Source organism: Burkholderia seminalis (assembly GCF_001718535.1).
Taxonomy (GTDB): Bacteria; Pseudomonadota; Gammaproteobacteria; order Burkholderiales; family Burkholderiaceae; genus Burkholderia; species Burkholderia seminalis.
In genome coordinates, this window is sequence record NZ_CP013398.1 from 3,060,119 (window position 1) to 3,085,652 (window position 25,534).

Genomic DNA, 25,534 nt, shown 5'->3' on the forward strand with positions numbered 1-25,534 from the left:
CCGCCATGACACTCACCGCCTTCATCGAAAGCATCGGCCTCGTCGGGCCCGGATTGAACGACTGGCCACACGCGGCCGACGTGCTCGCGGGCCGCGCACCCTATGCGCCCGCGCGCACCGCGCTGCCGCCGCCGGCCGGGCTGCCGTCGGCCGAGCGGCGCCGCACGGGCCCCGTCGTGCGCACGGCGCTCGCGGTCGGCCACGAAGCCGTGGCCGCGAGCGACCGCGATGCCGCGACGCTCGCGACCGTCTTCAGCGCATCCGGCGGCGACGGCCAGAATTGCCACGCGATCTGCGAGACGCTGGCCGGCGACGATCGCCAGCTGTCGCCGACGCGCTTTCACAACTCCGTACACAACGCGCCGGCCGGTTACTGGAGCATCGCGACCCGTGCGATGGCGACGTCGAACGTGCTGTGCGCGCACGACGGCAGCTTTGCTGCCGGCCTGCTCGAGAGCCTGTGCCAGGTCGTGGTCGATCGCACGCCGACGCTGCTGATCGCGTACGACACCGACTATCCGGAACCGCTGCGCGCGGTGCGGCCGATCGACGACGCGTTCGGCGTCGCACTCGTGCTCGCACCCGATGAGCGTGAACGCGCGCTCGCCCGTATTGACGTGCGGCTCACCGACGCGCCCGCGACGACACTCGCGCATGCCCAACTCGATGCGTTGCGCGCCGGCAATCCGGCCGCGCGCGCGCTGCCGTTGCTCGACGCACTGGCCACGCGGCGGTCGACGCGTGTCGTGCTCGATTATCTCGACGATACGCGCGTGCAGATCGACATCGCGATCCCCGAGCGCTTCGCGGAGCGGGCGTGATGACCGCCGCGCGTCCGCTTGCGCCGCCGCTCGATCGCGCCTGGATCGCCGCGCACATTCCGCACGCCGGCGCGATGTGCATGCTCGATACGGTCGATGCATGGGACGCCGAACGGATCCGCTGCACGGCGACGAGCCATCGCGATCCGCACAACCCGCTGCGCTCGCACGGCCGGCTCGCGTCGGTCTGCGGCATCGAATACGCGGCGCAGGCGATGGCCGTGCACGGCGCGCTGCTCGGGGCGCACGAAGCCCGCCCGCGCGTCGGTTATCTCGCGAGCGTGCGCAACGTCGACGCGTTCGTCGACCGGCTGGACACGTTCGATCAGCCGCTCGTCGTCGAGGCGGAACGCGTGAGCGGCGACGACCGCTCGGTGCTGTACGGCTTCGCGCTGCGCTGCGGCGACCGCGTGCTGCTGTCCGGCCGCGCCGCGGTGATGCTCGACGCGTCGGCCGCGGGCACGTTTCGACCGGCACCTGCCGGCACCCCGAATCCTCGCTGAAGAAACCAACCCCAAGGAAACCAGGTCGTGAAAGTTCGTCAGTTCATAGGTACCGCGCTCGTTCTGGCGCTGATCAGCCCGATCGCGCACGCGGACATGTCGGAAGTGAAGCAGGACATCAAGCGCGATTCGAAGGAAGCCGCGCACAAGACCGGCGAGGCGGCGCGCAGCTTCGGCCACGCGACCGCGAGCGCCGCGAAGGCGGTCGGGCACGGCGTCGCACACGCGTCGCGCGAAGGCTGGGATGCCACCAAGCGCACGACGAAGCGGATCTTCCACAAGAGCGACTCGGGCGAGTCGTCCGGAAAGAGCGGCACGAACGATTGATCACGCGCGTCGTGCGCGGACGGACCGCGATCAACGAATGACCATTCATCGATCGCAACGCGTCACGGCCGCGAGGCTGCCGCCGTCAACGCGTCCCGCGCATGCGGCGTGCCTGTCGTACCGGCCTGCGCGCAAAGCACCTGCCGTACGCGACGAGCCCGCCGTCGCGATGATCGAAGTTCCGCAGCTGCCGCGCGCGGCGCCGCTCGAGCCAGTAGAGCGAGACCGCCACTGTCAGCGCGACGGCGAGCGCCGTGCCGCCGATCGCGATTCCGATCCAGGTGTCGCCCATGCGTTCTCCGGAATGCGAGGCCGAAGCGGCGCGCCTGCCGCCGCTCCGGCACTGGATAGTGCAGAACGCGGCCCGTCACGTGCGCGACTGCCGTGCGGGCCGCCGCGCGTCAGTGCATGTGCTGGCCGCCGTTGATCGCGATGTTGGAGCCCGTCACGAAGCCGGCCTCCTCCGAGCACAGATAAGCGACCAGCGCCGCGACTTCCTCGGGCTTGCCGAGCCGGCCCGCCGGAATCTGCGGGAGGATCTTCGAGTCGAGGATGTCCTGCGGGATCGCCGTCACCATCTTCGTCGCGAGGTAGCCCGGCGACACGGTGTTCACCGTCACGCCCTTGCGCGCGATCTCCAGCGCGAGCGATTTCGTGAAGCCGTGCATGCCGGCCTTCGCGGCCGCATAGTTGGTCTGGCCGACCGAACCCTTCGAGCCGTTCACCGACGAGATGTTGACGATGCGCCCCCAGCCGCGCTCGACCATGCCTTCGCAGACGGGCTTCGTCATGTTGAACACGGAGTCGAGGTTGGTGCGGATCACGGCATCCCAGTTGACCTTGTCGAGCTTGCGCAACGTCATGTCGCGCGTGATGCCCGCGTTGTTCACGAGAATGTCGACCGGGCCGACCTCCCGCACGATCTTCTCGATGCATTGCTGGCACGAATCGTGATCGGCCACGTCCACCGGGTACGCATGGAACGCCCGACCGGCCGCATGCATCTCGGTCAGCCAGCGGTCCGCGCCGGCGTTGTTCGGCGAATACGTGACGACTACCCGGTGGCCCGCGTCGTTCAACCTGATGCTGACCGCTTCGCCAAGACCGCCCATTCCACCAGTCACAACTGCAATTCGCTTAGTCATCCTATAAATTACCGACAAAAAAGTAATCGATGAATGCGGGGCGGCGGCATCGTACCTGCTGCCGCCCCACCGCTTCGATACGCCACCGCCCGCGTCGCGGGTGCGGTACGCACCGGAACCTTCGCGCGTATTATTGGCTGCTTGTCATGCGCGAAACCCGTCTGGTTCGCTGCGGCGCCAGCCGGCGCCGCGGCGAACCGTGTCGCCAAGCCCTGCTCAGACGCGCTCGACCGCGAGCGCGACACCCATCCCGCCGCCGATGCACAGCGACGCCAGCCCGCGCTTCGCGTCACGCTTGGCCATCTCGTGCAGCAGCGTCACCAGGATCCGGCAGCCCGACGCGCCGATCGGATGGCCGATCGCGATCGCCCCGCCGTTCACGTTCACCTTCGACGTGTCCCAGCCCATCTGCTTGTGCACCGCCAGCGCCTGCGCCGCGAACGCCTCGTTGATTTCCATCAGGTCCAGGTCGCCCGGCGTCCAGCCCGCGCGCTCCAGGCACCGGCGCGACGCCGGCACCGGGCCCATGCCCATCACGCTCGGATCCACGCCCGCGTTCGCGTACGCCTTGATCCGCGCCAGCGGCGTCAGGCCGAGCGCCACCGCCTTCTGCGCCGACATCACCAGCACCGCCGCCGCCCCGTCGTTCAGCCCCGACGCGTTCGCCGCCGTCACCGAGCCGTCCTTCGAGAACGCCGGCTTCAGACCGGCCAGCGATTCCGCCGTCACGCCGTGACGCACGAATTCGTCGGTGGCGAACTGCAGCGGCTCGCCCTTGCGTTGCGGAATCGACACCGGCACGATTTCATCGTCGAAACGGCCGGCCTTCTGCGCGGCTTCCGCCTTGTTCTGCGACAGCGCCGCGAACGCGTCCTGCTCCTCGCGCGTGATCCCGTATTCCTTCGCGACGTTCTCCGCGGTGATGCCCATGTGGTACTGGTTGTACACGTCCCACAGGCCGTCGACGATCATCGTGTCGACCAGCTTCGCGTCGCCCATCCGGAACCCGTCGCGCGAGCCCGGCAGCACGTGCGGCGACGCGCTCATGTTCTCCTGGCCGCCCGCGATCACGATGTCCGCGTCGCCCGCGACGATCGCGTTCGCCGCCAGCATCACGGCCTTCAGGCCCGAGCCGCACACCTTGTTGATCGTCATCCCCGGCACCGCGTTCGGCAGCCCGGCCTTGATCAGCGACTGCCGCGCCGGGTTCTGCCCCGATCCGGCCGTCAGCACCTGGCCCATGATCACTTCGCTGACCTGATCGGGCTTCACGCCCGCACGTTCCAGCACCGCGCGGATCACCGTCGCGCCCAGCTCCGGCGCTGCAATCTTCGCAAGCGAGCCGCCGAATTTGCCGACCGCGGTTCGCGCGGCCGATACGATCACTACGTCCGTCATGTTCAATTCCTGCATCGAAATCAGTTCGTCGTTCCGACACCGGCACGCGCCGGCTGCAACGGGCGATGGCACCCGTCGCGCCATCCGGCGCGATCACGATCGCACGCCGCCATGGGGGCGGACGGCGCTCGCGCACACCGGCGGCACACCGGTACGGGCGCCTTGCGGCGAACCGGACGACGGCCGGACCCCGCATGGCACACGCGGCGCCCGACGCCGTCCGGCGCCGATCGAGCGTGTCGCGCTTTCACGCGGCACGCCGTCGTGCGGTTACGCAGCCGATTCGCGCGCGGCAGCGTCCTTGCGCGCGGCGGCAGCCGTCTGCTTGGCGCCGCGCGTGGCCGTTTCGCTGACCGCGTCGAAACCGCTCTGTGCGGCCTCGATCGCCTGCCCCGTCGCCGCGCGCACCGAGTCGGCCGCGGCCGTCGCCGCCGACAGCGCCGAATTCAGCGCAGCCACCACCGGTGCCGAACCCGCCGGCGCGTGCTTCGACAGCTCGCCGAGCACGTCCTTCAGGCGCTTGTCGTTCTGTTCGTACTGCGCCTGCGCGACCTTCGCCCATTCGGACTGCGTCGACACCGCGATGTCGAACAGATGGCGGCCGTACGACACGACCTTGCCGGCCGCTTCTTGCGGTGCGGCAATCTGCTGCGCGAAGCCGGCGGCCGGATTGTTGCCGTTGAAGGCGTTTTTCAGCTTGTCCTCGTACTCTTCCAGCGCCGTCCGGGCCGCTTGCAGGTTGAGTTCGACGACAGCCTCGAAGCCGTGAATCGCCGGACGGGCAATCGCAAACCACGCGGCAATACCGGACTGATAATCGGCGGTGAGTCTTTCGGGGGCAAATACGGACATCGGGCACGCTCCTGTTAGCAATGCGAGAGACGACGTAAAAATGGAAGCTCGATCTCAAACGGCCTCCTTATTGACAACCCGCCACTTATTTGAGTACGGGAAGTTGAAGGAGGTCATTCTAGATCGATTAATTGTCAATTAAATGGCATTAATGGTAGGTGTAAACCCTTATTATCATTTCAGGCAGCTGCTGGAACCCACCACACGCCGGTATCACGGAGAAGATTCCACCGGGGCGCGGGTCCCGCAATGCCTTTTTACCTTTCTGCAGGATAGCGCGCCGTGACATCGCGCAACATTTACCAATCCATTATTCCGTTTATTAGAAAACCGACGCCGATTGAAAATGGAGCGGTCACTGATGTAATCGTTTTTTCTGGATTATTATGAAATCGTTTTCTGAATTACTATTGAATAAATCAATGATCTGATGAATTGAGAGTCGAAATGAAAATACGGCCGCATGAAGCGGCCGCGGTCGACACGGGTGAATGCGGAATCAGCCGGCCAGCTCGCGATGCAGCGCGCGGAATTCCTGCGCGAGCTTGTGCCCCGGCTCGAGATGGATCACCGGCTTCGACTGCTGATGCGACTCGCGAATCTTCACCGATGCCGACAGCCTCGACGCGAGCACCGGCAGCCCTTCGTCGACGAGCTCGTCGACCAGCCGTTGCGGCAGGCTCGCGCGCGGCTGGAACTGATTGATGACGATCCCTTCGACCTCGAGCGCCGCGTTGTGGTCCTGCTGGATTTCCTTCACGTTCTCGAGCAGCGTGTACAGCGCGCGGCGCGAGAAATCGTCGCAGTCGAACGGGATCAGGCAGCGCTCGACCGCGATCAGCGCCGAGCGCGTATAGAAATTCAGCGCGGGCGGCGTGTCGATGTACACGGCGTCGTAGGCGTCGAGTTCGTTCAGCGCGTCGCGCAGCTTGTAGATCTTGTAGCGCGATTCGAGCTTGCCGTGCAGCGTGTCGAGATCCGGATGCGCGGGCATCACGTCGAGCCCTTCGAACGGGGTCGGATGGATGAACGATGCGACGTCGATCGGCCGGAAGTTGAAGGTCAGCGCGGTTTCGAAGAACCCGGCAACGCCCGGTTGCGCGTCGGCGGCCGCATCGCCGAGCAGGTAGCGCGTGGAGTTCGCCTGTGCGTCGAGGTCGATGACGAGCGTGCGCAATCCTTCGCTCGCGCTGATCGCCGCCAGGTTGCAGACGATCGTCGACTTGCCTACGCCGCCCTTCTGGTTGAACACGACCCGCCGCATGGTGCCCCCTCGATCAAACGTCGAAAAGAGCAGCTTAGCCGGTCAATAATGGCGACCGCATGACGCAGGTCGAATGGCGTGCGGCTTGTGTCCGGCACGCATCAGGTGCGCGGCGGCGTCCCCGACACGTAGCGGTTGCCGGGCACGCACCACCGCCACGGGAAGTCCATGCCGACGCGAATGCCGATGCGCGGCCCGCCCGCCAGGTTCGCGGGCGGCGTCGTGCCGTCGTCGACGATCGCGAACCCTTCGCGCGCAGCGACGAGATCGGCGCCATCCTGCGCGCCATCGATGCCCATCGCCTGCGTCAGCCGCGCCGGCCCGCGGCACAGGTCGCGATCGCGCGTCTGCGGCGGCCGGGCCGCACGCATGCGCTCGATTCCGTGCAGCGGTTCCAGCGCGCGGATCAGCACGCCCGTTTCCGCACCGTCAGGACCGCACACGCAGTTGCAGCACCAGTGCATGCCGTACGTGAAATAGACGTACAGATGCCCCGGCGGCCCGAACATCGTCGCATTGCGCGGCGTCCTGCCGCGATAGGTGTGCGCCGCCGGGTCGATCGCGCCGGCATACGCCTCCACTTCGACGATGCGGCCGGCGCGGCCGTCGGCGGCCGCGAGGATCTTGTTGAGCAGGAGCGGTGCGACGTCGGTGGCCGCGCGATCGAAGAACGCCCGCGGCAACACGGTGCCCGGCCAGACGAAAGCGGTCTTATCGCGCCGCATGTCGTGTCGCCGTCGTCGCGGCCAGATAAAGCGGACGGTACGCGTCGACCAGGTCGCCGAGACCGAACGCGAGATTTCTCCCGCTCGGATTGGGGAGCACCCAGACGTTCGCGCCCTGCATGCGGACCGGTTGCAGCCCCCACGCGACTTCGCGTTGCCCCGACAGCGCCGCATACGCGGCCTTGCCGAGAAAGGCGACGAAGCACGGCCCGTAACGCACGACCTTCTGCTCGAACGCCGCCGCCGCGGCGATGAATTCGGCACGCGACAGTTGCTCGGCACTCGCCGTCGGCCGCTTCACGACCGCCGTCAGGCCGCAGCCGTACCGGAGCAGCATGTGATCGTCCTGCGGTGAAAATTCCGTCGGCGTGAAGCCCGCGAGATGGATCACGCGCCAGAAGCGGTTGTTTCTTCCCGCGAAGTGATGCCCGGTCGCGGCCGCGGTCAGGCCCGGATTGATCCCGCAGAACAGCACGTCGAGATGTTCGGCGATGAGGTCGGGAAGTTCGTCAGCCACGTTTTACCCGGAGCACGACATACGGAAAAAGTGCAGGAACGACGTCAAACGAAGAAAGGCCCGAAGACCCGGGCCAAGCAAGCGGCTTGACTCGGACATTCGGGCCCGTCGTGATGCGGGATGACGACTTGGCGATCAGAACGGTTCTGTTCCACAATTATGTAAACATTCCTAGGCGACGAGTATTGGACTGACCTCTATGATGTTAGCGGGCCTGAAACCGTAAAGATTGATGCTGGACATGCTCGCGCCTACTGGGCAACAAGTCGATGCGCGGTACGCGCTGAATTGAGACTAGTCTAGACTCTTGCCGCCTCTCCCGTGCTACGAATCACCGACATTTCGGGGTAGCTTTCTATCGGCGCTCGCCTCCCTAGGTACTGCAGGCGCTTATCCATCCAAGGCCACTACTTGCTGCCGAGCGGCAGCAGCCAACCCGAGGCACAAGTAGCCAACTCTGAAGTGCACACTTTGAACTTCCCAATTGCCCGAAGCTAGTTGGCGATCCGTCGGCATTCGTCGAGCTCTAGTTAAGCTTTCTTCGAATAGCGATGGCCAATTGCTCATCTGCCTGCTCAAGCACTTTTGCAACTGCCCACCAACTCTTCGCTCGAATGTACTTCGAGTGCACGTAGGCAGATTGAATACCCACAACTCGCGTGACTGCTTCGGGTGACCATACGCTCGATGTGCTGGACACCAGCTCCCATATAGAAGCACCACTAACTCCTGGTAGCTCCGGCGTTTGCACAGTCTCGCCAGTGATCGATGTGCCTTCGTCGCTGTAGTCAAAGAAGAGATCCAAATCCGGTATCACCGGCAACCTAGCCTCTGGTGGAACATCGTGGAAGCGTTGCGTGTATGCCGTAACGAACTTGCCCTTTGTCCACCCCTGAACGTTTTGAGTGAGTGACTCTGGATACCCTGATACGAAGCAACTTCCGTCACTTGTGGTCATGGACGCTGAGGCGACGTTTGCTAGCCCGAGAAACTTCCAGTTTGCGTTCAATCGTTGAACGGTTTCCGGACTCAGGAGTTCAATGGCAGCAACGTCAATATGCTCCTCTGTAGGCTTGAGGATGTTTATGGAGCCGAATGTATAGAGCCCTCCCCGTAGCGGGTTCTCCGGATATGCGAGCTTGCTGGCATCTTGCACGTCATCGAAGATGTGTCGTGCCGTAATGAGGAATGCACGCTCGTCAATCTTGAATAGCGTACCTGTAGCTAGCAGGCCGCCCCAATCGCCCATCTCGAGGAAAATTGGCACAGTGACGCTAAGCGCAAACTTTTCGATAGCGGCGGATTCCATTTGGTCTCGTGGCATTTCAATTCGCTAGAGAAGAAATTTCAGGTTATTAGGAACGGGATGTCGACCGTTAAAGAGATCGCTAGTCTGGCCAAGAATTGTCGACGGCCCCAGTTTCGTGTCGAACGGCAGGAACTTGCCGAACTCCGCCGACGTCGACCCAGCATAGCGCTCCGCAATTAATCGGTCCACATAGTGTGAAAGTCGGCCCTGCTCAGTCATTTAAGCGGCGGACGCTAACGTCTGCAATACAGCAGAAGCAGAAGTCGAGTCTTCTGCGGCGGATGTCTGGTCGTGCAGCCTATAGCAGCCATCGGGCGAAATCCAGCGTCCGTGGAAATTCAGTGACTGCGTGAAGCTCCTGCTTGTTAGCTAGGGCTAAGCGCATTTGCCTCATGATCGCCGCTGCGCCCCCCTGCGTGCAAGGGTCCTGCAGAGAGCTAGTTTGAGCGCCCAGATGGTAAGGAAGCTAAAACTTCGGATTGGGACGAGAGCTTGAGAGAATGCGTTCACCGCTTATGGCACTGCGGCCACGCATAGCTTAGGATAGCAGTCCTAGTCCAAGGAGTTATGGTGCAGAAATATATTGTGATGCGACGCGATTCGAGCGCACGAGAACGCGCTACCAGCTCTGCGATGACATTGGCTATCAAGGGCAAGTCAGGAAAAGCAGACACGATCTCTATCAGCACACCAGAGTTGAGCGATGCCGATGCCGCGCAGTTGGCTCTCCAGCCGGACACCGCAATCGCGCCCACAATCCCGCTGCGCTTGATCCGTCCGATGGCCAGCGCGGCCCCGTCGGACGCGTTCGCACCCGGAGGGATAGCTTGGGGGATCTCCGCAATCGGGGCGGACCTTTCTCCATTCGATGGTAGCGGCGTTAGTATCGGTGTCATCGACACCGGAATAGACGACTCGCACGAGTGCTTCGCAGGCGTGAAAATCAAGATGGTGGACTACACCGGAGAAGGTTTGAACGACACTGATGGGCACGGCACGCATTGCGCCGCGACGATCTTCGGCAGGGACGTGGCCGGCACTCGCGTAGGCGTGGCACGTGGAGTAAACGACGTATTTGTGGGCAAGGCGATCGGAACAAGCGGTGGCGACAGCGGCATGCTGGTGCAGGCGATCACCGACGCGGTCGCCCATGGTTGCAACGTCATCTCAATGTCGCTGGGATTCGACTATCCATCGCTTGCGAAACAGCTCCATGAGATTGACGGCTTGCCGATCGATTTGGCAACCGCCATCGCACTCCACAAGTATCGCTCAAACGTGCGCCTCTTTGACCGACTCGGAGCGATGCTGGCGGCACGCCCGCAGACCGGTCAGCATGAAGTATTGCTCATCGCCGCCTCCGGCAACGAGTCGCGGCGCAACCTCAACCCGGTCTACGAAATGCCGGCTGCACCGCCTGGCGAGGCGGACGAGTTCGTCTCGGTCGGTGCAGTACAGCGCAGCAACACAGGCCAGCTGTCGATCGCGCCTTTCTCGAACATCAATTGCGCGCTTTGTGCGCCCGGCGTCGACGTCCTTTCGGCTGAGGCGGGCACGAAGACCGGCCTAGTGGCGATGAGCGGCACGAGTATGGCCACTCCTCATGTCGCAGGCGTCGCAGCCCTACGCTTCCAAGCGGCTCGAAGCGGCGGCTCAGCGTCGATTAACCTCTTTCACACGACGCCGCTCGCCAAGGCCCGGCTGCTAGCTGGCACTTCGCTCGCGAACTTCGCACCGGGATTCGACGAACGCCAAGTCGGCCTCGGGCTCGTCCTCGCGCCTCGGTAATGACGGCGCCCCCCACTCCGTTCCAACCCTTCGAGGTGGAGCTCAGTAATACGCTTGGCTGGAGCGACGGTTCGAGCCTCAACGTAGTCGAGCACGCTACCAACGACGGCATGGTGTTTCACCATGAACGCATCCACGGCGCACTTATCAACGCCACGATCGATGGAAACCTCTTGCGGTTGCTTCGAATCGCGGGGCCACGACTGGCGGATTCGCAACTCGCCGACGAGCTTGCCCGCGCCAGCCAGTACTTGCTCGAAGGCTCTCGCTTCGCTCATGAATGCGCCGCGACCTATCTCGGGGTCATATATCTAGAGACCGAACAGGATCGCGCCGCAGCGCTGTCTCGCCTGCCCGAGCAATACCGGGCTTACTATGATTTCATGAGTGCCATCGTTGACGCCCATTGCAAGTCGTCCTTCCTGCGTTACCTAATCGCTCAATCGATCGCGCACTTTTGGTTCTCATCACGCGCACTCATCGAACTTGCTCGCACCGATTACCGCGGGACGGCGATCATGTGTGAGGAGTTCTGCCCCGATTGGCGTGCTCACACCAGTGCCCCGTGGCTCACGCGGACCGGCGTTGGCGATGCGATTGCCGCATCAGTCAGCATCATCCTCTCACACGAATCGTTGTGCCAGTCCATCCAATTCTCCGATGCGCGAGATGTTACTCAAGCTTGGAATGACGACTCATGGTGGATGCGTCAGCCTCGGTCGACAGCTGGATTCATCGAAGAACTCATCAGCGCGACGACCTTCGACTACTTCCTTGAGCACTCTGACCTACGCAGCGCTGCTGCGGAATTGATCAGAAACACGGACCTAAGCGAGACGCTCGTCAAGCCGCTCTACGAACGTGCGGGAGTGGAACTGATAAGCGTTAACGAGGATCGGCGCAAGTCGCCGCATGCGAATGCCAGCCTAGCGTCAGCGCTGCGCGAATTCGTGATCGTGGCCCGCACGGTTTCGCACATCCGGCCGCGCTTGGTTGGGTCGTCTCCCGACTCCAACAAGGTGTTGGGAATGGGCGATTTGGATGCATTCGTTGAGCGCACAAGCGTCGTCGACGTCATATTTCCCGAAGCAGAGGCGCCCGACGCCGCGTATTTCAATGAGTTCGTCGCGCAGGCCCGCGAGGACGGCAGTCCAGCAGGGTGGATGTTTTCCAGTTATCGCCGTTGCCGCCCTCAATTGGCGTCCGAGGTCCTGCGCCGTATCATGCGGCGACAGGCGTCGGGGGAGTCGGGGATGCAAGTCGATTGCATCGTCGTCCCTGGGTATTTCGAGGATAAATTTTCCGGCTACAACTCGCTGCTCCGCTTTTTGAACGAACCAAGTGGCTCGGTGAGAGCAGCCTCCTCGCACCGATCACCGGTCGCCGAATTTGCCAGATTGATTGGGCGGGAGTTTTTGTATGTGTATGTGCGCGACGACTGGGCGCGGATCGTCGGAACAACCGAGCACAAGCGACCCGTGACTCATGTGGGAACCATCCCGGTAAATATAGAAGGGCGGGAGCCGTTCTTGCTTAACGTCGCACGCATCGCCGGTTTCGCCAGCACCTTGCTGAAAGCATACCCCATGCACGCAATGCCCGTTATCGACGATTACTACCACAGCTGCTTCGAGCGAGGCTTGCTGCACAAGCTCGAAGCTCAACCGAATGGGTCAGCGCTTTTGGAGCAGTCTCGACGTGCACTTGTCGCAATCACTGCGGTATGGCGCCAGATCTAGAGTCTCGCGCTAAGTTAGCCGACGCTCGCCCCTCCCCAATTGCGCATTTAGCACGTTAGCCGCAATCGCGCGGTATCCGCCGACACGCGAAGATGGTATCGGGAGAGGGGCAACTCATCGACCCAGCACTCAGGTGAACGTCGTGCGCCTGAACCAGATTTCACTGCGGTGGTGGCAAGCTCGCGCTGACCACGGTCAGTTGGAAGAGGCAGCTAAAGTCGCCATACAAGACTACCATCGCCGGCCCAATCGAAAACAACTCCGTTAGGGGCAGCCTGCTATGGCCGACGAGCGAGTCCCGCTGGTGGAGTCTTGCCCAGTCGTTTCTTAACCGTCTTCGGTACTTCCTGTGACAACGCCAAGAGCTTGGGACCGAAATGGTCCATCGGCACTTCGAAAACCGCCACCGAGATTTGGTTCGCCCCATGCGCGTGGGAAATCGTGCGCCGGTGTTCTTCGTCATACGGCGCCTGTGCCGACGAGCCGCCGAACTCACCGATGTTGCAGATGACCACATGTTGGTACATGTGGTACCTCAGCGCAGCAATCATGCTATCAAACGTTTTGATGTCTTGGTTATGTGCTGGCACCACGAACATGTGCGACTCGTTCTTCATGTCAGCGGCAAGCGCAAGGTCTGTGGCGTCATAGCAGATGGCTCCCACTATTCGATATGACGTGACTTGGTCCATCTGCAGCTCTATCACAATACGATACGGGCACCACCTCTCGACCCCCATATCCAGCTCAGCTCCAGTGAGATGCAGTTTTCCCTGGTCCACTTCAATCCAGGATCTCCGGCTGTTGGTTCGAACTGGAATCAGCCAGCGTGAAGCATTCGTATACTTTCCGGTCGTCGGATGCACCGCTCCCAACAAGCCATAGTGAAGCATTGCACCGGTATCATCGGAGAACGCTCGAAGGAGATCCTGATCGTCAACATGAATTGAATACTCTGGGAAGACGACGAGGTCAACGATTGGCTTCTTCGCGCCATCACCGAGGCGCTCGTACGCATCCAGCTTCTTGGCGACCAAGTTCAACAGCGCGGCGGTGTGATTGCGGTGTTGCGTTCGGAAGGGGTTTTTGCTGAGACCGTCGAGTTCATGTGTCTTAAAGTCAGCGACGCTCGGGAGCAATCCCTGAACAACAACCACTCGCAGCGACCGGGAATCGCGGAGCTGCCAACGTACGGGGTAGCGGTAGACCGGTGAACCAGTGCTGCGGCCAAAAATTCCGCTCTGGACCTTGAGGCGCTCGTTAATGATGCCCCTCAGATCCTTCACTTCGGCAGTGCTTGAGGCCGGATGCTCGTCCGGGTCAACCTCAATCCCGGGCCATCGAAGCAGAACGTTGAGCAGGCCACTAAACCATGGCGTAACTGACGAGGCAGTGCCGCCCAAAGCCTGCGAGGAATGGAGCATCCCAACTTGTCGACGTGACGGGGTACTTGAAAGTCCGCGGTACCAACCAGACTCGCTCCCGCCAACGCGCCAAACGAGGGTGAAGTCGTTGCTACCAACCGCAGCGGCACGCAGGATTGCGCCAATCGCGTACTGCCAACTCAACTCGGGTTTGCACCACGCTGGAGCCCGGAATCGCGGCGTCTTTCGTTGCGCGCTCTTTGGCTGGAGCCGAACATGCAGCGATGGGCCGTCGGGGTCGTCGAGCCGCGTCCAGTCTTCGCACATCACATCAAAGTCAAAGGCTGAGTAGATCGTATCGTCCGGCCGAGTCCAGTCATCCACTTCGGTCAGGCATTGCGCAAGCCTCAGCAGCGCGTTCTCATGCCTAAACGGTTTCGTGGAATGACAAGCAGCCGTGCTCAGGCGGAGCCAAACCCCGGTTGCAAGAGGCTCGCCATCCATGTTCCGAGATTCAACGTGCAGAGCCTGCTCTGGATTGAGGAGCTCGCGATCAAAAAAAGCCGCACCGTTAACGCGGAGCGTGGTAATCGCATCGAAGAGAGATAGGTCACCCTTGTATACCAGCTCGAACGCGCGGCGAGTGCTGTTCTTACTTCGCTTACCCAAGAAGCGGCGGAGCCAGTTTGCAAACCTACGCGCGTTGCCTTCCAACTGATAGCCCACGATGGCAATTCCGACAACGTCATCGTCTGGGAGACCTTCAGCTTGATATCGACCGGAGAGGTACGCATGGAGGACGCGATAGCGCGCAAGTTCTGGTTCGTTACTCAGTGAGTTCGAAGGAGCGCCAAGCGTAGCTTGCAGTAGCGCAGCCTGTTGCTGCACAAACCATGGACAGTCGCCGCCCTGCAGAACCGTCTCTGCATACTCAGCCAGCTCCGCACGGTACTCGTCGATATCCCCGACATGCAGCCCGTCATCACCGACCGACGATCGGCCTGTTTCCGTGGCAGCCGCACGAAACAGCTCGGCCAAAATGTACCAAGCGACAGACGCTTGGTCAGAATGACTGTCTGCGTCCTGCAACTTCCGGGCAAGTGCGTCGAGGACATCCCGTAACAGAGATGCTGAGGGAAATAGGTCAAACGCGTACCGCAGAACTTGAACAAGCGAAGGGTTTTCCGACCAAGCTCCAACCAAGCGCCGAGCGGCAAGTTCATAGTCCTGTTGAAGCTGCTCGCCGGCCGTACCGTTCTCGCGCGTCTCGCCCAAGTCGGTCAAAAGCCGGCGCTGCTTCAGCGATTTGCAGATGCGGAATGCAGCGAATCGGGTAAGCGTGTCATCACGTACGTCCATCGGTGGTTTGGTTACAAGGGCCAAGGCGGGAACGCCGCGGGGCTTCCGTACCTTGCTGGTTGCTCCTTCCACCTCTGCCATCGACAGGAGGCCATTCAATGCTGTCTCGAGATCTTCCAACGAAGATAGATCGAATGGGCCACTGAGTTGCTGCTGGACCTGCCGCATGCGATTGGCAATGCTTGTGCCTTTCGCAACTTTGCTCAGCAACTCAATTTCGGTCTTGGCGTCGTTAAGGGTCAGTGTGATTTTCCCTTGAGCGTCGCTCAAAGATTTGTTCAGTTGCCTTTGAGTCCAGTTTGTGATGCCCGTCTGCAACTCGGCGAGGTCCAACTCAGGGTCATCGGTAGACACTACCAAGCGCAGGTCGTCGACGTAGCGGCAGTAGTCGTGAAGCGTCACCAGTGATTCGCGGTCACCGATTTTGATAGTGCGCCGCTTCTGGCATGCAAGCCCAATCGCACGATCAAGCTCCAGTAGGTAGGCATTGGCAAAGAAGCCACTCGCCATGAGCCCTTGCGGCAAACCACGCGGCAGCTCGCTATTCCTCAACAGCCCCTTGAGCGCATCATCGGCAGTAGACCACTCGAAGGTCAGCGCAGCCTCGGCGGCCACCCAGAACGCATCGTCGTCCATCGGTCTTTCAATGTCGTCGCCCCAGTAGCGGTTGTACTCATTCTTCAGCTTTGCGATGAGCCGTGGAATATTGATCCGATCGTAGTAGGCGCTGACATCGAGCTTCACCATCAAAACGCGCGCATCGTCTTCATTGTCAAACTCGTCCTCGAGCGCGGCAGCGACCTCCCTCGGCCTAGTGACAAACTGCTGATAGTCAGCGTAGTAGCGACTGTAGGTGTCAGAACTGCCCCACGAGAATCTCGCTTGGCTATCGTCGTCGCTCCAACGGCAGTAAAGCCGATTTCCATAGCTGAAGACCCCCTTCCCCAGCGCTTCCGTAGCCTTCACAGCCGGATTGCCCTGCGCGGTCTCGATACAGTCGGCAAGGCAGAGCATCACTGCGGTAGCGATGGTCTGTTCGCGAATGCCCACATGCGCCAAGGGACGCAGAGTCAGCAGTGTCGATGCACTATCCTGGTTATCCAGAGACGGGAGCGGCCCCCACCCACCCGGTAGATTCTCTGCGAAGCCCCAGCGCCCATTCTTCGGCGCCGGCACCAATCTGGCGGGGTTGGGCTCATAGTGCTTATTTGCGACCTCGAATGACCACGCTTGGGTCAACCCCTCGAGATTGAGCCCGGAGGCATCTAACTCTAACGTGTCTGCATACCAGTTGTGCCTTCGGACGTACGCCGAAGCCTTCTTCCAAGCAAGCGCTAGAACCACCTCATCACAGAGGTACTCCATTCGAGGGGCCAGTTTTTCGTACTTCGCCTTGATCAAGCTCATATTGGATGAACGTATGGGGCCGAGAACAAGCTAGAACATTGAGCCACCAGGTGTCCAACGTAGGTAGCAGCAACGCGGTACTAGCTCCGCACTCCCATTCCTGCGTCGTCTTCATCGCCCAGATCGTCGCTAGGCACACCACCTGCTTCGCTCGACTCGGCTACCTCGGCTTCCAAACCATGGCTGACGCCATCGCGTAATGGATAAAAACCGTACCTACCCTTGCCACGAATACGCGTGAACGTGATGGGATCGAGTGCTTCTGCAGTCTCCAACTTTATGGGTTCGTTCTCGAGAACAATGACTTGGCCACGTCCGCTCCATGTAGACATCCAGCTATAGAACCGATCAACGATCGTTGCGGGGGGTACCTCATGTTCCTCGGTCGACTCCGGATCTGCGTACGTCTTTAAGGGGGAATCCAAGACAACGACACCGAGATGGGGATGTCCTTTCTCAAGGGCGTGCTCCATGAGTGCGACCATTAGCGAGGATAGGTACAGACCTCGCACACCAGCGCCGTAGCTCAATCTTGAGCGATCGTCGATACGCAGGTCGCAAGCGTCGTCATCGAGTGCGATATTTTCGATAGCGTTGAACCCCCAGGCACTCAACAACTCCCTGGCACGATCCGCCACCTCGCGCCCAAATGTACCGGCTTCACGAGTTACGGTGATGCGCTTGCGAACGGTAGCCTTCTTCAAACGACCAATCTCGGCAGTTAAGCGCTGCATCTCGTCGAAGTTACTCAGTTGCGCCGAGAGCTCAGAACGTCGCAGCGCCAAGCTCTTCGGGTCAGCAGTAAATTCTATGCGTGCGTTCTGTAGAACCATCGCCTCACGGTTCTGCAACGCACTCATATCACCCGCAAGTTTCTCCGCGTCAGTCTTGCAGAGTTGATATCGGTTTCGCTCGTGGTGGAGTGCCCCGAGGAGTCCGATGCGCAAGATACGAATCTTCTCGACCTCCGCCGCGATGGCCGCCCGATAATTGCCAGGCGCCCTTGGACGCAGGTCGTTAGGGTCAACTTGACTTTCCGCCGGCGTGCCGCACAACGGGCAATCCACCGTCGGAAGTTCCTGGAAGAATGCGACGCCCTCGCTAGTGCCACCAAGGCGTGCCAAGTCGTTCGTGTACTTCTTGTCCAGCAGTTCGAACCGGCTAATCATGGACCGCGCATGATTTCGTTTATTTTCTACCCTGCGCAAACTGTCTGACGTTTCTGCAATCTGCTTGCGCAGATCCTGCAATGCGGAAGCACGCGCGTCATACTGGCTCGTCATCGCCGACAAAGTACTATCCACCCGCTCCAGCGCGTCTGCTACATCCCCGCGATTCAGGTCCGTCGACATGAATTCTTGAATGCGCGCTAAAGCAGCCTCGGCGGCTTGTAACTCGCCGCGGGCACGCTCGGCCTCTGACAGAGACTTGCGGAGTTGAATACCGGAGTCGTCGGTACCCGTCAGGAATAGATGGAAAGAAGCCTCGCGCTTCGACGCTGCTTGCCCGATCCCAACGCTGGGCTGCTTAGCGGGGATATCGGATTGCGACCACAACGCCCAGTGACGAAGGTCGTCCCCCGTCACAGCGCCCCGCTTACTGTGATTGCGCAGAATCTGCTTGCCGTCAGCACCAGCCAGGCTCACGAGCAATTTCCCGAGGTCTTGATCGAGAGGCTCGAACGCTTGTTCCTCAGGGCTGCCCAACGCTCGCCAGTAAATTGCCGTGCCGCCGCCAGATATCCCGCGGCGGACTTCATATTCATCGCCGAGAGCGGTAAACCGCAAGCAAAATTCCTGATAACCCTGCGACAACGGAAACGTCTCGGGAAAATCGTCGCCTCCCAACATGTACCAGAGGCAGTCGTAGATGTACGACTTCCCGGTCTCACTTGGTCCTCGGATCAGCCGCCGCTTGGGGTGGAACGTGACTTGAGCGACTTCACGATCGGGCCCAAGGACCGAAAGAGACGTCAGAACTATGCCCATACGCCGCCTCCATCTCGTGCCACCGACTCAAGCTCGGCGCCCCACAGGTGGCCGCTAGCAGCGAACTGAGCAGTGAGTTCCGTGGAGCCTGCTTGACCATAGTGTTCCGCTACCCATGTGCAGCGGTGCTCCAACTCGCGCAGATAGTTTGAAGTCAGCGCGCCCGTCATAGTTCGCGCGAGATCCCCTGCAAAATAAGTGATCCCATCTGCACCCCACGTGGCCGTCACCAAGCCACGCGTGCTCATTAAGTAGAGCCCCTGCTCAATTAGCTCGCGTCGGCTCATGAGCTCCGCGCCGCGAAATGGGATGGGCGTATGCAAGCTGCTCGGTCCGTTCAAGTCGGCTGAGTACACGATGGCATAGTCGAGAAGCACCAGTTTCTGCAGGTCCGCTCCTCGCGGCGTGAGTGCCTGCAGCAAGTAGACCATGCGTATGCCAAGCTCGAAGGGTGAATTGAATACAGGCAGCGCCCGTCGCTTCACTTGACCCACTTTAGCCTCTTCTGGTTCACCAAGTGGTGGCAGGTACCCGGCAGATCACCAGGCCGCAATTTGGGAGCAAGTACGCTATCGCTGACGACCAGTTGCTCGGCGCCACTGGTGCCCGCCTCAAGCCTGTCGAGCCCGGTTCGGTGTCGCGGGCTTTTGACCTTCGGCCCTATGCCGGTCAGCACCATGTTCAGCAATGCATCGAACTCGGCTTCTCCATACGTATCTCTACTGAATGTCTTCAGGCCTTCAGCGCAGTAGAAAAGCACACGATGACTTTGGAAATGCTCGCCGCACGAATCCGATGACATCAGTTCATCAAGCGTCAAGCTCATGCCGCAAACTTCAGCGTAAACTTTCCGCAACTCCTCGATGTAGACATGTTCACGGAGTTCGGGGGCGGTTGGGGCCAAGGGATCGTCACCACGCTCCCCCTCGATGCCGAACAGTTCGAAGTGGGCCTTTCGATCCAGGGCATGCCATTCCAGAATGTCTCGCGTCTGGCATTCGACGATATTCCGGAAGTCGAAAGCAGTAACCAGACTCTCGAGTTCCTGAGTCAACTCGGCGGCACGCCCCTGAAGCCCTGTTCTCTCCGCCTTCCATGCGTCCAGCAGGCGCTGTTTGAATTCGTTGGGCTTGGCTAGTAGATTATGCAGATCATTACCCACGCCGCGCGGTGCGCAGAGGTAGTAGTAGCGTGGCTCAGGGTAAGTCTTCGCCGCTAAGTGCTTGAAGAACTTGACCAGTTCTTTGAACACGTCGGTCGGCGTCAACGCGTGGTCATAATGCTTGCCTTGGAACAAGTCCCATTGCCCCGCGCTCAATGCGGGAACCAGGCGAGCTTCGACGTCGCGCCCACCATCCCCAGAGCCGCCCAAATGCTTGACGAAGGCGTACTTCGCGCCACCGCCGAGCGGACGATTTCGGCAGGCCACCTCGACAAGCTTCTCCCACTGGTCGGGGTGAATTAGCAAAATCTGGGACGACGGAGGAATAACGCCGCGCTTGACCGAAAAACGGCTCTTCCGCACTGGCTTCTGAGTCGGATTTGTACACATATCCCCTCATATATTTCTTCTTGCGCATTGACATACGTCTTCGCACATCGTGAGCATCCGATCCCCGAACTTCTCGCTCGGACTGCTCGTAGCGTCATTGACTCAATACTAATCGACGCTATGATACCGCCGTATATCGCTCCCTTACTTGAGCGATTCGTTCACCGACTTTCTCGTCATCATACGCGTCAATCGCTCCTCGAGACGAGCAGCAGCGCTCGGCTCCACTGCTCGCGCAGCCGCCAATCGTCCTCTCAGCACGTCGCGGTTGTTATCACCGGCTGTCGCAATCGAATCTTGAATTGCCACAATCGCACCGTGGTGCTTGTTGCGAAGCCGAACACCGCCGTCGCGTCGCACGACTCCCGTAATGATGGCTGCCTTTCCCGGCCGCACGACAGCGTCCTTTGCATCCTTCGTTCGCAGACCACACCGCTTAATCATTGCCTTTGTTTCAAATAGCAGGCCTTTTGTCGCATGAGAGCCCGAGAGGGTCAAGTCATCAACGTAAAGGGTCATCGTGACACCACGCTCAGCGCAGAGTCGTTCGATGTCTGCGAAAAGATGACGATGCGTGAAATACGAGAGCAACGGACTGATGCAACTGCCAGTCGGCAGATGTCCATCCGCAGTACAGATGTTTGCCAAGAACCGAGCAATATCGTGCGAGCAGCCGAGATCTTTGTGAAAGAAACTCTTGACGTGCTGATACATTGTGCTCTCGAAGAATTTGCGTATATCCATCGCCACTACGGCACCACCGCTCTCGGCATGAGCTCGAGCGTTCGTAATGTGTGAGCGCTTCTTCGTGGCGGAATGCAGGAAATCGGGCCGTTGAATGCTATCCAGATGCCTGACAAGGCGATAGTGAGCACGCAGCGTGGCTCCAGTAGGCTCTTGGATGTGCCGCGGCTCCTTACCGTCCTTCGATGCTTCATCGAATCGATGGTACGTCGGCGCCATGCACGTGGCCTCAAGCTCATCGACTGGAATGCCGATCAGTACCGCGAGTTGATGAATGCTCGACAATTTCCAGAGCGGGGACGATTCGATCGGATAGCGCGCCGACTTGTTCTTGCGCAGTCGTGCACGCCCCGCAGATTTATCTCGCTTACGCGCGTCTCTCGTCATCGGCGGCTACCCAGTCCAGTACCTTCAGCACGTTTGACGCCATCGCAACACGAATCTTCTCGCTGCGCTTGTCGGATTCCAACTCCTCGGAGAACAGCATCAGGCTCGACACGGGTACGCCAAACACGCTCGCATATCTGTTCAGCAAATCGACCGTGATTGCATGCGCCTTCTTGCCCGATTCGATCTCCGACAAGTAGTTGTTGGAAATCTCGAGGCGGCTCGCCAACTCTTCCTGGGTCATTCGATGATATCGGCGAAGGTGGCGTAAAGCCTTGTGCAACATTTGATCGCCTCCTTTCAAAACAAGGACTAGGCAGGGGTGTCGGCGCTCACCGCGTCCAGTGATCGAACAGCCGCGCAATCGCAACAGCAACGCGAAGCCATCCCATCAACAGTGACACGGTCTTGGGGTTGACCAGGGCTCGCCGAAGCTTGGCCCACGAACCGCCCCGAGATTGATGCACTGACTGTCGTCCCTGGTTGGGTATGGTTTTTTTGACCATGGTGTTCTCTCGTTACCCCTCGGCACAATTGCCTCGGGACCAGTACGTAACGAGAAATCGAAGCGGGACGACGTTTCCCCTGCCTATCCGTCTCCGCCCGCCGTACCAGGCGGCGGGCGGGGCCCCGAGCACACGTGCCGGGGTAAGGTTTGGAGAGTTACCTCTCCGCAGACCGATGAAAACGGTCCAGGTACCACGCTGGCTTTATCTTCAACACCAACCAGACTTCAGCATAGCATAAACTTCGCTGTCAGCGAAGTTTATTTCGCTGACAGCGAAACCAGAGGTGACACGACAGCTCGTCGTTGATCTGGATAGGGAGTGACAGTCGGTATCGTCGTGAATTGGAACGGGATCTCATCCGTTCCACGGTACCTACCGAGAATGATGAGAAGCACGTCGAAAAAGTAAGCGCCGTAGCATCGAGTCGCACGTCGGACGGACATGTCTACGATGCCTCGCGACACCCACCCTGGCCCCGGTAGATCGGACGTCACAAGTTCCCGGTACTCGCTTTAGTGGTGATCGATCGACGATAAACTCGTTGGCCCTTGCTAGGGTATGTCGGAGCATCGGCTGCCATCGGGAGGTAGTGCCGAGAACCGTCCTCGGCAATCAACGCCATGGCTGGACGTTGGCGTACGTTGCGACTCTTCTGCGCCGTCGGTGGAATCACACCGGCACGAATCTCTCGCAACGCTTCAAGCTTCCACATCCGCGACGAACACGCGGCACTCAATCGCAGGATTGCAGCACCGCGAACCACGAGTCCATCGCTAACGCACTGCTGGATTACAGCTGGGCAATCCTTCAAATCGACAAGGGTGACTTTTCTTGGACTTCCTCGCTGAGCGCTCTCTGACAGCTGGAGAACAAGTGCGTCATTGCCTCCCCAGATGTCGACGATCGACCATACAGAAAATTGATCCCCCGCGACGGCGGAATAAAACGGCAATGCATTGGCTTTGTGTGTTGCAAACATGGCGCCGATGATACCAAATGAACACTATAGATTGTAGTTCTTTAGTGTTCGAAATGAGTACATCAAGTCCTTTATCGAGGGGGCTTGCATGCACTCATTGGCGCGAATCGGCGCAGCGTTGCGGATGCTTCGCCAAGCGAAAGGAGTATCTCAAGAGGACTTCGGCGTTGTCTCCAGCCGCACCTATGTCAGCACCGTCGAGCGCGGCCTCAAGTCTCCTACTCTCGGAAAGATCGAGCAGTTGGCAGAGGTGCTTGGCGTCCACCCTCTCACGCTCGTAGCCTGCGCATACTTGGACGAATACAGCGACAACGGGGTGGAGACGGCCCTCTCCGAGCTGAGAAGTGAATTAATGACGCTCCTTGAAGAAGCGCGATAGAACTCGCGGCAGTGGCGAATGTTCGGGCGCGCGGCGTCGATGATCGAGAACCCCGCTTAAGCCGCGATCACTCTCTTCTTCCTGCATCGAAGCTCCGTCCTGGATCATCCAGCGGTTGATCAAGTTCACCGATGCTCAGCCCGCGTCGGGAACAATGGAATGCGATGCGTTGCCAACGCTGAAGCCACTCTCGTTCCAATGCTTCGTACCGCCTCACCTCCGCTCGTAGCGAAGCAAGAGTTTCGTCAAAGTACGCGCGCTCATCGTCTTGCGAACGTGATCGAGAACGACGATCAGGCATCGACAGTGACCGTTTGGCTTCCTGATACGCACTGGCAATCTTCGGATGACGGCTCAGTGCTTGCCGCGTAAATCCTGAAAACGCTTCAATCCTCTCCCATGTCAGTTTGATGCCGAGCTCCTTGTCGCGCCACCGCTCAAGCTCGGCGAGGATGCTGACCGTTTTCGCAGCACTGATTTTGGAATTAGCTCGGATCGTCTTCGGCATTGCCGCCTCCCTCCGCGATATAGCGCACAAGGTCGGCCTCACCGAAGTCAAAGGCAACCAGTTGCGTCATCAACTGCTCGTAGCGGATACGCAGGTGCCTCAACCAATCCGCTTCAACCAACGCGCGTTCGTCGATCTGCATCCGGACATTCTGCAGGCTCATATAGGCGACAGCCGCTTGTCTCTTGAGTTCGCCCGTTCGCGACGCATCGTGCTTCAGCCAGATATAGTCGTCGCAATTGGCCGAGCACTGCAGGTGACGCGGGCATGGCGCCATCTGGAAGTCATGGATGCAAATCCCCGTCCCGACATCATGGACGGCATGGATGCGTGCTGACAGAAACGTGTGTGCGCGCTCGACTGGCAATACCTTCGCTATCTCCGGCACCGCACCGCTGATGCGACCGTTCATGATGTCCGTCACTACCTGCGTGGCCTTTTGGGCGGGTGTCAGATGCTGGTAGGCCTTCGTGTCGGCAGCGTGCTTGCGCCCAAACCATTTGGTCTGGACGAGGTCCGGCGCACCGCCCTCATCGAGCAGGTGGTTCAGGAAGTGGCGGAATCCATGCGAACGGACGTTTATGTGGTCACCATCACTGTTGGCTATTGCATGACGCTCGAAGACCGAACTGATGACACCACGTCCCGTCAGGAAGTCCCGCACGTTCTGGTCCGTGATCGGACGCGCAGCATAGGTCAGCGTCGTCCGGGTACCGCGATGCATCTGGTTTGTATATGCAACGCAGAGCGCTTCGTGGAGCGCGATTCCGCCCCCTGGCGCACCCGGTATCGTGGGCGTCATCCAGTGGTCGACTCTGATTCCCCTCAGCAACGCGTCGCGATCGATGCGTATCCTTCCGTCGACGACCTTATACGCAATGCTTCGCGCTTTCAGGAACTGCGCGATATTCCTGCTTCGCAAACCGAGCACCGTGAGCAACGCAGCCCCATCCACTTCGACCTGTGACGGTATCGTTGCGAGTAATTCACCCGATTCATGGAAGGCCCGAGCGACCTGCCGCGCGCCCCGTGTTGCTTCGCGCAGTTCATCTAGAGCCTCCTCGACGACCTGCTCCGTTTCCGTCAGCAATGGCTTGCTTTCCCATTCGACGGTCACATCATCGACCCTTCCCTTCAAACGTGCATAACGCAGATTCTTGCTTCCATCTTCAGACAAGGAGAGGGGTTTCTCCGGCAGGGTCAGCATTTCGCCGATGCGCAGCCCGGTGCAGACCATTACCGTAGCAATCAGAACCATGATGCGATCGGCACTGGCCGGATCATGCGGCGATGCACCGCGCGGAATTTGCTGATAGAGGTAGCCGATTGCACGAATGGCCTCCTCATCTGGTAGCGAATTCCGTTTCCCGACCTCCGATTTCGAGTCGTCGATACGATCAGGCGTCATCGATTCCGGACGAACTTTGCGGCGACAGCGCCAGTCGAGTCGTATCCGGCACAAACCGTTGCGGTCCAGCGCGTCGGCAAACTCTTCCATGTGACCAACGACCTTGTATGCCGACGATTCATTCTCACGTTTGAACAGCATCGCGGCAGCAGCGTCCAGGTGGTCCGCCGTCAGTTCGCCGATGTTGTAGTCGCGGTCGGCCAACGCATCATATACGTAGCGCGTTGCTCGAACGAACACCATGTGGCTGCTTGCGGATTGGCCGCGTTGACGGTGCCTCAGGCAAACGAGCGACTTCACCACATCCCCAAACGACCCACATAGTGGCGATCCGGCCACACGTGGCACACAGCTATGTTGGGTGAACAGCAGACGCTGTGCAGGCCTGTCCGCCTTGTAACCACGGGTTCGGTGCTGATAGGCCTCCGACACGTCCCAGATCGCGCTGCTCCACACCACACCCGGGAACGGGACTCTAGTCTTGGCGTTGGATATAAGCACCTCACGGTTGATGAGCCAATTGTCTGACAGCCCCTCGACAGCGCCGACGGCGGCCATCGAC

The 25,534-nt window shown here is 60.1% G+C and carries 22 protein-coding genes; 6 read left to right on the forward strand and 16 right to left on the reverse strand.

Translation table 11 applies throughout. The features are described from left to right. Nucleotides 1-5: 5 nt before the first annotated feature. From WJ12_RS13860 to WJ12_RS13870, 3 genes are read left to right on the forward strand one after another with little or no spacing between them, the layout of a single operon-like run. Nucleotides 6-821 (forward strand): beta-ketoacyl synthase chain length factor, encoded by an 816-nt coding sequence (locus WJ12_RS13860; protein ID WP_059557100.1) that lies wholly within the window; start codon nt 6-8, stop codon nt 819-821. Next, nucleotides 821-1,324 carry a hotdog family protein gene (locus tag WJ12_RS13865; protein WP_059557099.1) on the forward strand — a complete coding sequence of 168 codons (504 nt, stop codon included), beginning with the start codon at nt 821-823 and terminating at the stop codon, nt 1,322-1,324. Before WJ12_RS13860 ends, WJ12_RS13865 begins: the two co-directional genes overlap by 1 nt. 27 nt (nt 1,325-1,351) lie before the next feature. Next, nucleotides 1,352-1,651, forward strand: a complete 300-nt coding sequence (locus tag WJ12_RS13870) for a hypothetical protein (protein ID WP_059557098.1) — start codon at nt 1,352-1,354, stop codon at nt 1,649-1,651. An 85-nt stretch (nt 1,652-1,736) separates the two neighbouring features. Here the strand turns inward: WJ12_RS13870 and WJ12_RS13875 are convergent, their stop codons facing one another. The 8 genes from WJ12_RS13875 to WJ12_RS35895 all read right to left on the reverse strand — a co-directional run bounded on the left by WJ12_RS13875 (nt 1,737) and on the right by WJ12_RS35895 (nt 8,861). Then, nucleotides 1,737-1,943: a hypothetical protein gene (locus WJ12_RS13875; RefSeq protein WP_059557097.1), complete on the reverse strand. Its 207-nt coding sequence runs from the start codon at nt 1,941-1,943 to the stop codon at nt 1,737-1,739. A gap of 109 nt (nt 1,944-2,052) precedes the next feature. Further along, nucleotides 2,053-2,796, reverse strand: coding sequence for an acetoacetyl-CoA reductase (gene phbB, locus WJ12_RS13880; RefSeq protein WP_034189605.1), 744 nt, complete (start codon nt 2,794-2,796; stop codon nt 2,053-2,055). A 216-nt stretch (nt 2,797-3,012) separates the two neighbouring features. Further along, nucleotides 3,013-4,194, reverse strand: coding sequence for an acetyl-CoA C-acetyltransferase (locus WJ12_RS13885; protein WP_069245701.1), 1,182 nt, complete (start codon nt 4,192-4,194; stop codon nt 3,013-3,015). 270 nt (nt 4,195-4,464) lie between these two features. Further along, nucleotides 4,465-5,046, reverse strand: a complete 582-nt coding sequence (gene phaP, locus WJ12_RS13890; RefSeq protein WP_059558711.1) for a TIGR01841 family phasin — start codon at nt 5,044-5,046, stop codon at nt 4,465-4,467. A 499-nt stretch (nt 5,047-5,545) separates the two neighbouring features. Next, nucleotides 5,546-6,310, reverse strand: coding sequence for a ParA family protein (locus WJ12_RS13895; protein ID WP_034189290.1), 765 nt, complete (start codon nt 6,308-6,310; stop codon nt 5,546-5,548). 101 nt (nt 6,311-6,411) lie between these two features. Then, nucleotides 6,412-7,035 carry a DNA-3-methyladenine glycosylase gene (locus WJ12_RS13900; protein ID WP_059558714.1) on the reverse strand — a complete coding sequence of 208 codons (624 nt, stop codon included), beginning with the start codon at nt 7,033-7,035 and terminating at the stop codon, nt 6,412-6,414. Further along, complete coding sequence (mug, locus tag WJ12_RS13905; RefSeq protein ID WP_059558716.1) at nt 7,022-7,552, reverse strand: G/U mismatch-specific DNA glycosylase; 531 nt, start codon at nt 7,550-7,552, stop codon at nt 7,022-7,024. Before mug ends, WJ12_RS13900 begins: the two co-directional genes overlap by 14 nt. 526 nt (nt 7,553-8,078) lie before the next feature. Next, nucleotides 8,079-8,861: a hypothetical protein gene (locus WJ12_RS35895; protein ID WP_156810495.1), complete on the reverse strand. Its 783-nt coding sequence runs from the start codon at nt 8,859-8,861 to the stop codon at nt 8,079-8,081. Between the two features lie 633 nt (nt 8,862-9,494). Here WJ12_RS35895 and WJ12_RS13910 point away from each other — a divergent pair. Beyond that, nucleotides 9,495-10,649: a S8 family serine peptidase gene (locus WJ12_RS13910; protein ID WP_167361876.1), complete on the forward strand. Its 1,155-nt coding sequence runs from the start codon at nt 9,495-9,497 to the stop codon at nt 10,647-10,649. Continuing rightward, on the forward strand, nt 10,649-12,388 hold the full coding sequence (locus WJ12_RS13915) for a hypothetical protein (RefSeq protein ID WP_069245702.1): 1,740 nt from the start codon (nt 10,649-10,651) through the stop codon (nt 12,386-12,388). The genes WJ12_RS13910 and WJ12_RS13915 overlap by 1 nt, the downstream gene beginning before the upstream one ends. A 278-nt stretch (nt 12,389-12,666) precedes the next feature. Here WJ12_RS13915 and WJ12_RS13920 read toward each other — a convergent pair whose 3' ends face one another. From WJ12_RS13920 to WJ12_RS13940, 6 genes are all read right to left on the reverse strand, one after another. Beyond that, entirely contained in the window at nt 12,667-16,518 is a 3,852-nt protein-coding gene (locus tag WJ12_RS13920) for an RNA-directed DNA polymerase (RefSeq protein WP_069245703.1), read from the reverse strand. 80 nt (nt 16,519-16,598) lie between these two features. Then, the gene (locus WJ12_RS13925) at nt 16,599-18,506 is read right to left on the reverse strand and encodes a hypothetical protein (RefSeq protein WP_069245704.1); all 1,908 of its coding nucleotides are present in this window, start codon (nt 18,504-18,506) and stop codon (nt 16,599-16,601) included. Next, on the reverse strand, nt 18,497-19,000 hold the full coding sequence (locus WJ12_RS13930; protein ID WP_226104029.1) for an ABC-three component system middle component 2: 504 nt from the start codon (nt 18,998-19,000) through the stop codon (nt 18,497-18,499). The genes WJ12_RS13925 and WJ12_RS13930 overlap by 10 nt, the downstream gene beginning before the upstream one ends. Then, a complete protein-coding gene (locus WJ12_RS13935) occupies nt 18,988-20,031 on the reverse strand; it encodes an ABC-three component system protein (RefSeq protein ID WP_226104028.1) in 1,044 nt (347 codons plus the stop codon). The genes WJ12_RS13930 and WJ12_RS13935 overlap by 13 nt, the downstream gene beginning before the upstream one ends. A 171-nt stretch (nt 20,032-20,202) precedes the next feature. Continuing rightward, nucleotides 20,203-21,189: a reverse transcriptase family protein gene (locus WJ12_RS34790; RefSeq protein WP_083262745.1), complete on the reverse strand. Its 987-nt coding sequence runs from the start codon at nt 21,187-21,189 to the stop codon at nt 20,203-20,205. Beyond that, nucleotides 21,170-21,433 carry a helix-turn-helix domain-containing protein gene (locus WJ12_RS13940; RefSeq protein WP_236871753.1) on the reverse strand — a complete coding sequence of 88 codons (264 nt, stop codon included), beginning with the start codon at nt 21,431-21,433 and terminating at the stop codon, nt 21,170-21,172. The genes WJ12_RS34790 and WJ12_RS13940 overlap by 20 nt, the downstream gene beginning before the upstream one ends. 1,332 nt (nt 21,434-22,765) lie before the next feature. Between WJ12_RS13940 and WJ12_RS13945 the strand changes: the two genes are divergently transcribed. After that, nucleotides 22,766-23,056 carry a helix-turn-helix domain-containing protein gene (locus tag WJ12_RS13945; protein ID WP_069245706.1) on the forward strand — a complete coding sequence of 97 codons (291 nt, stop codon included), beginning with the start codon at nt 22,766-22,768 and terminating at the stop codon, nt 23,054-23,056. 67 nt (nt 23,057-23,123) lie between these two features. Here WJ12_RS13945 and WJ12_RS34795 read toward each other — a convergent pair whose 3' ends face one another. Beyond that, nucleotides 23,124-23,564: a hypothetical protein gene (locus WJ12_RS34795; protein WP_083262746.1), complete on the reverse strand. Its 441-nt coding sequence runs from the start codon at nt 23,562-23,564 to the stop codon at nt 23,124-23,126. Then, complete coding sequence (locus WJ12_RS13950; protein WP_226104027.1) at nt 23,542-25,530, reverse strand: integrase; 1,989 nt, start codon at nt 25,528-25,530, stop codon at nt 23,542-23,544. The genes WJ12_RS34795 and WJ12_RS13950 overlap by 23 nt, the downstream gene beginning before the upstream one ends. Nucleotides 25,531-25,534: the final 4 nt, after the last annotated feature.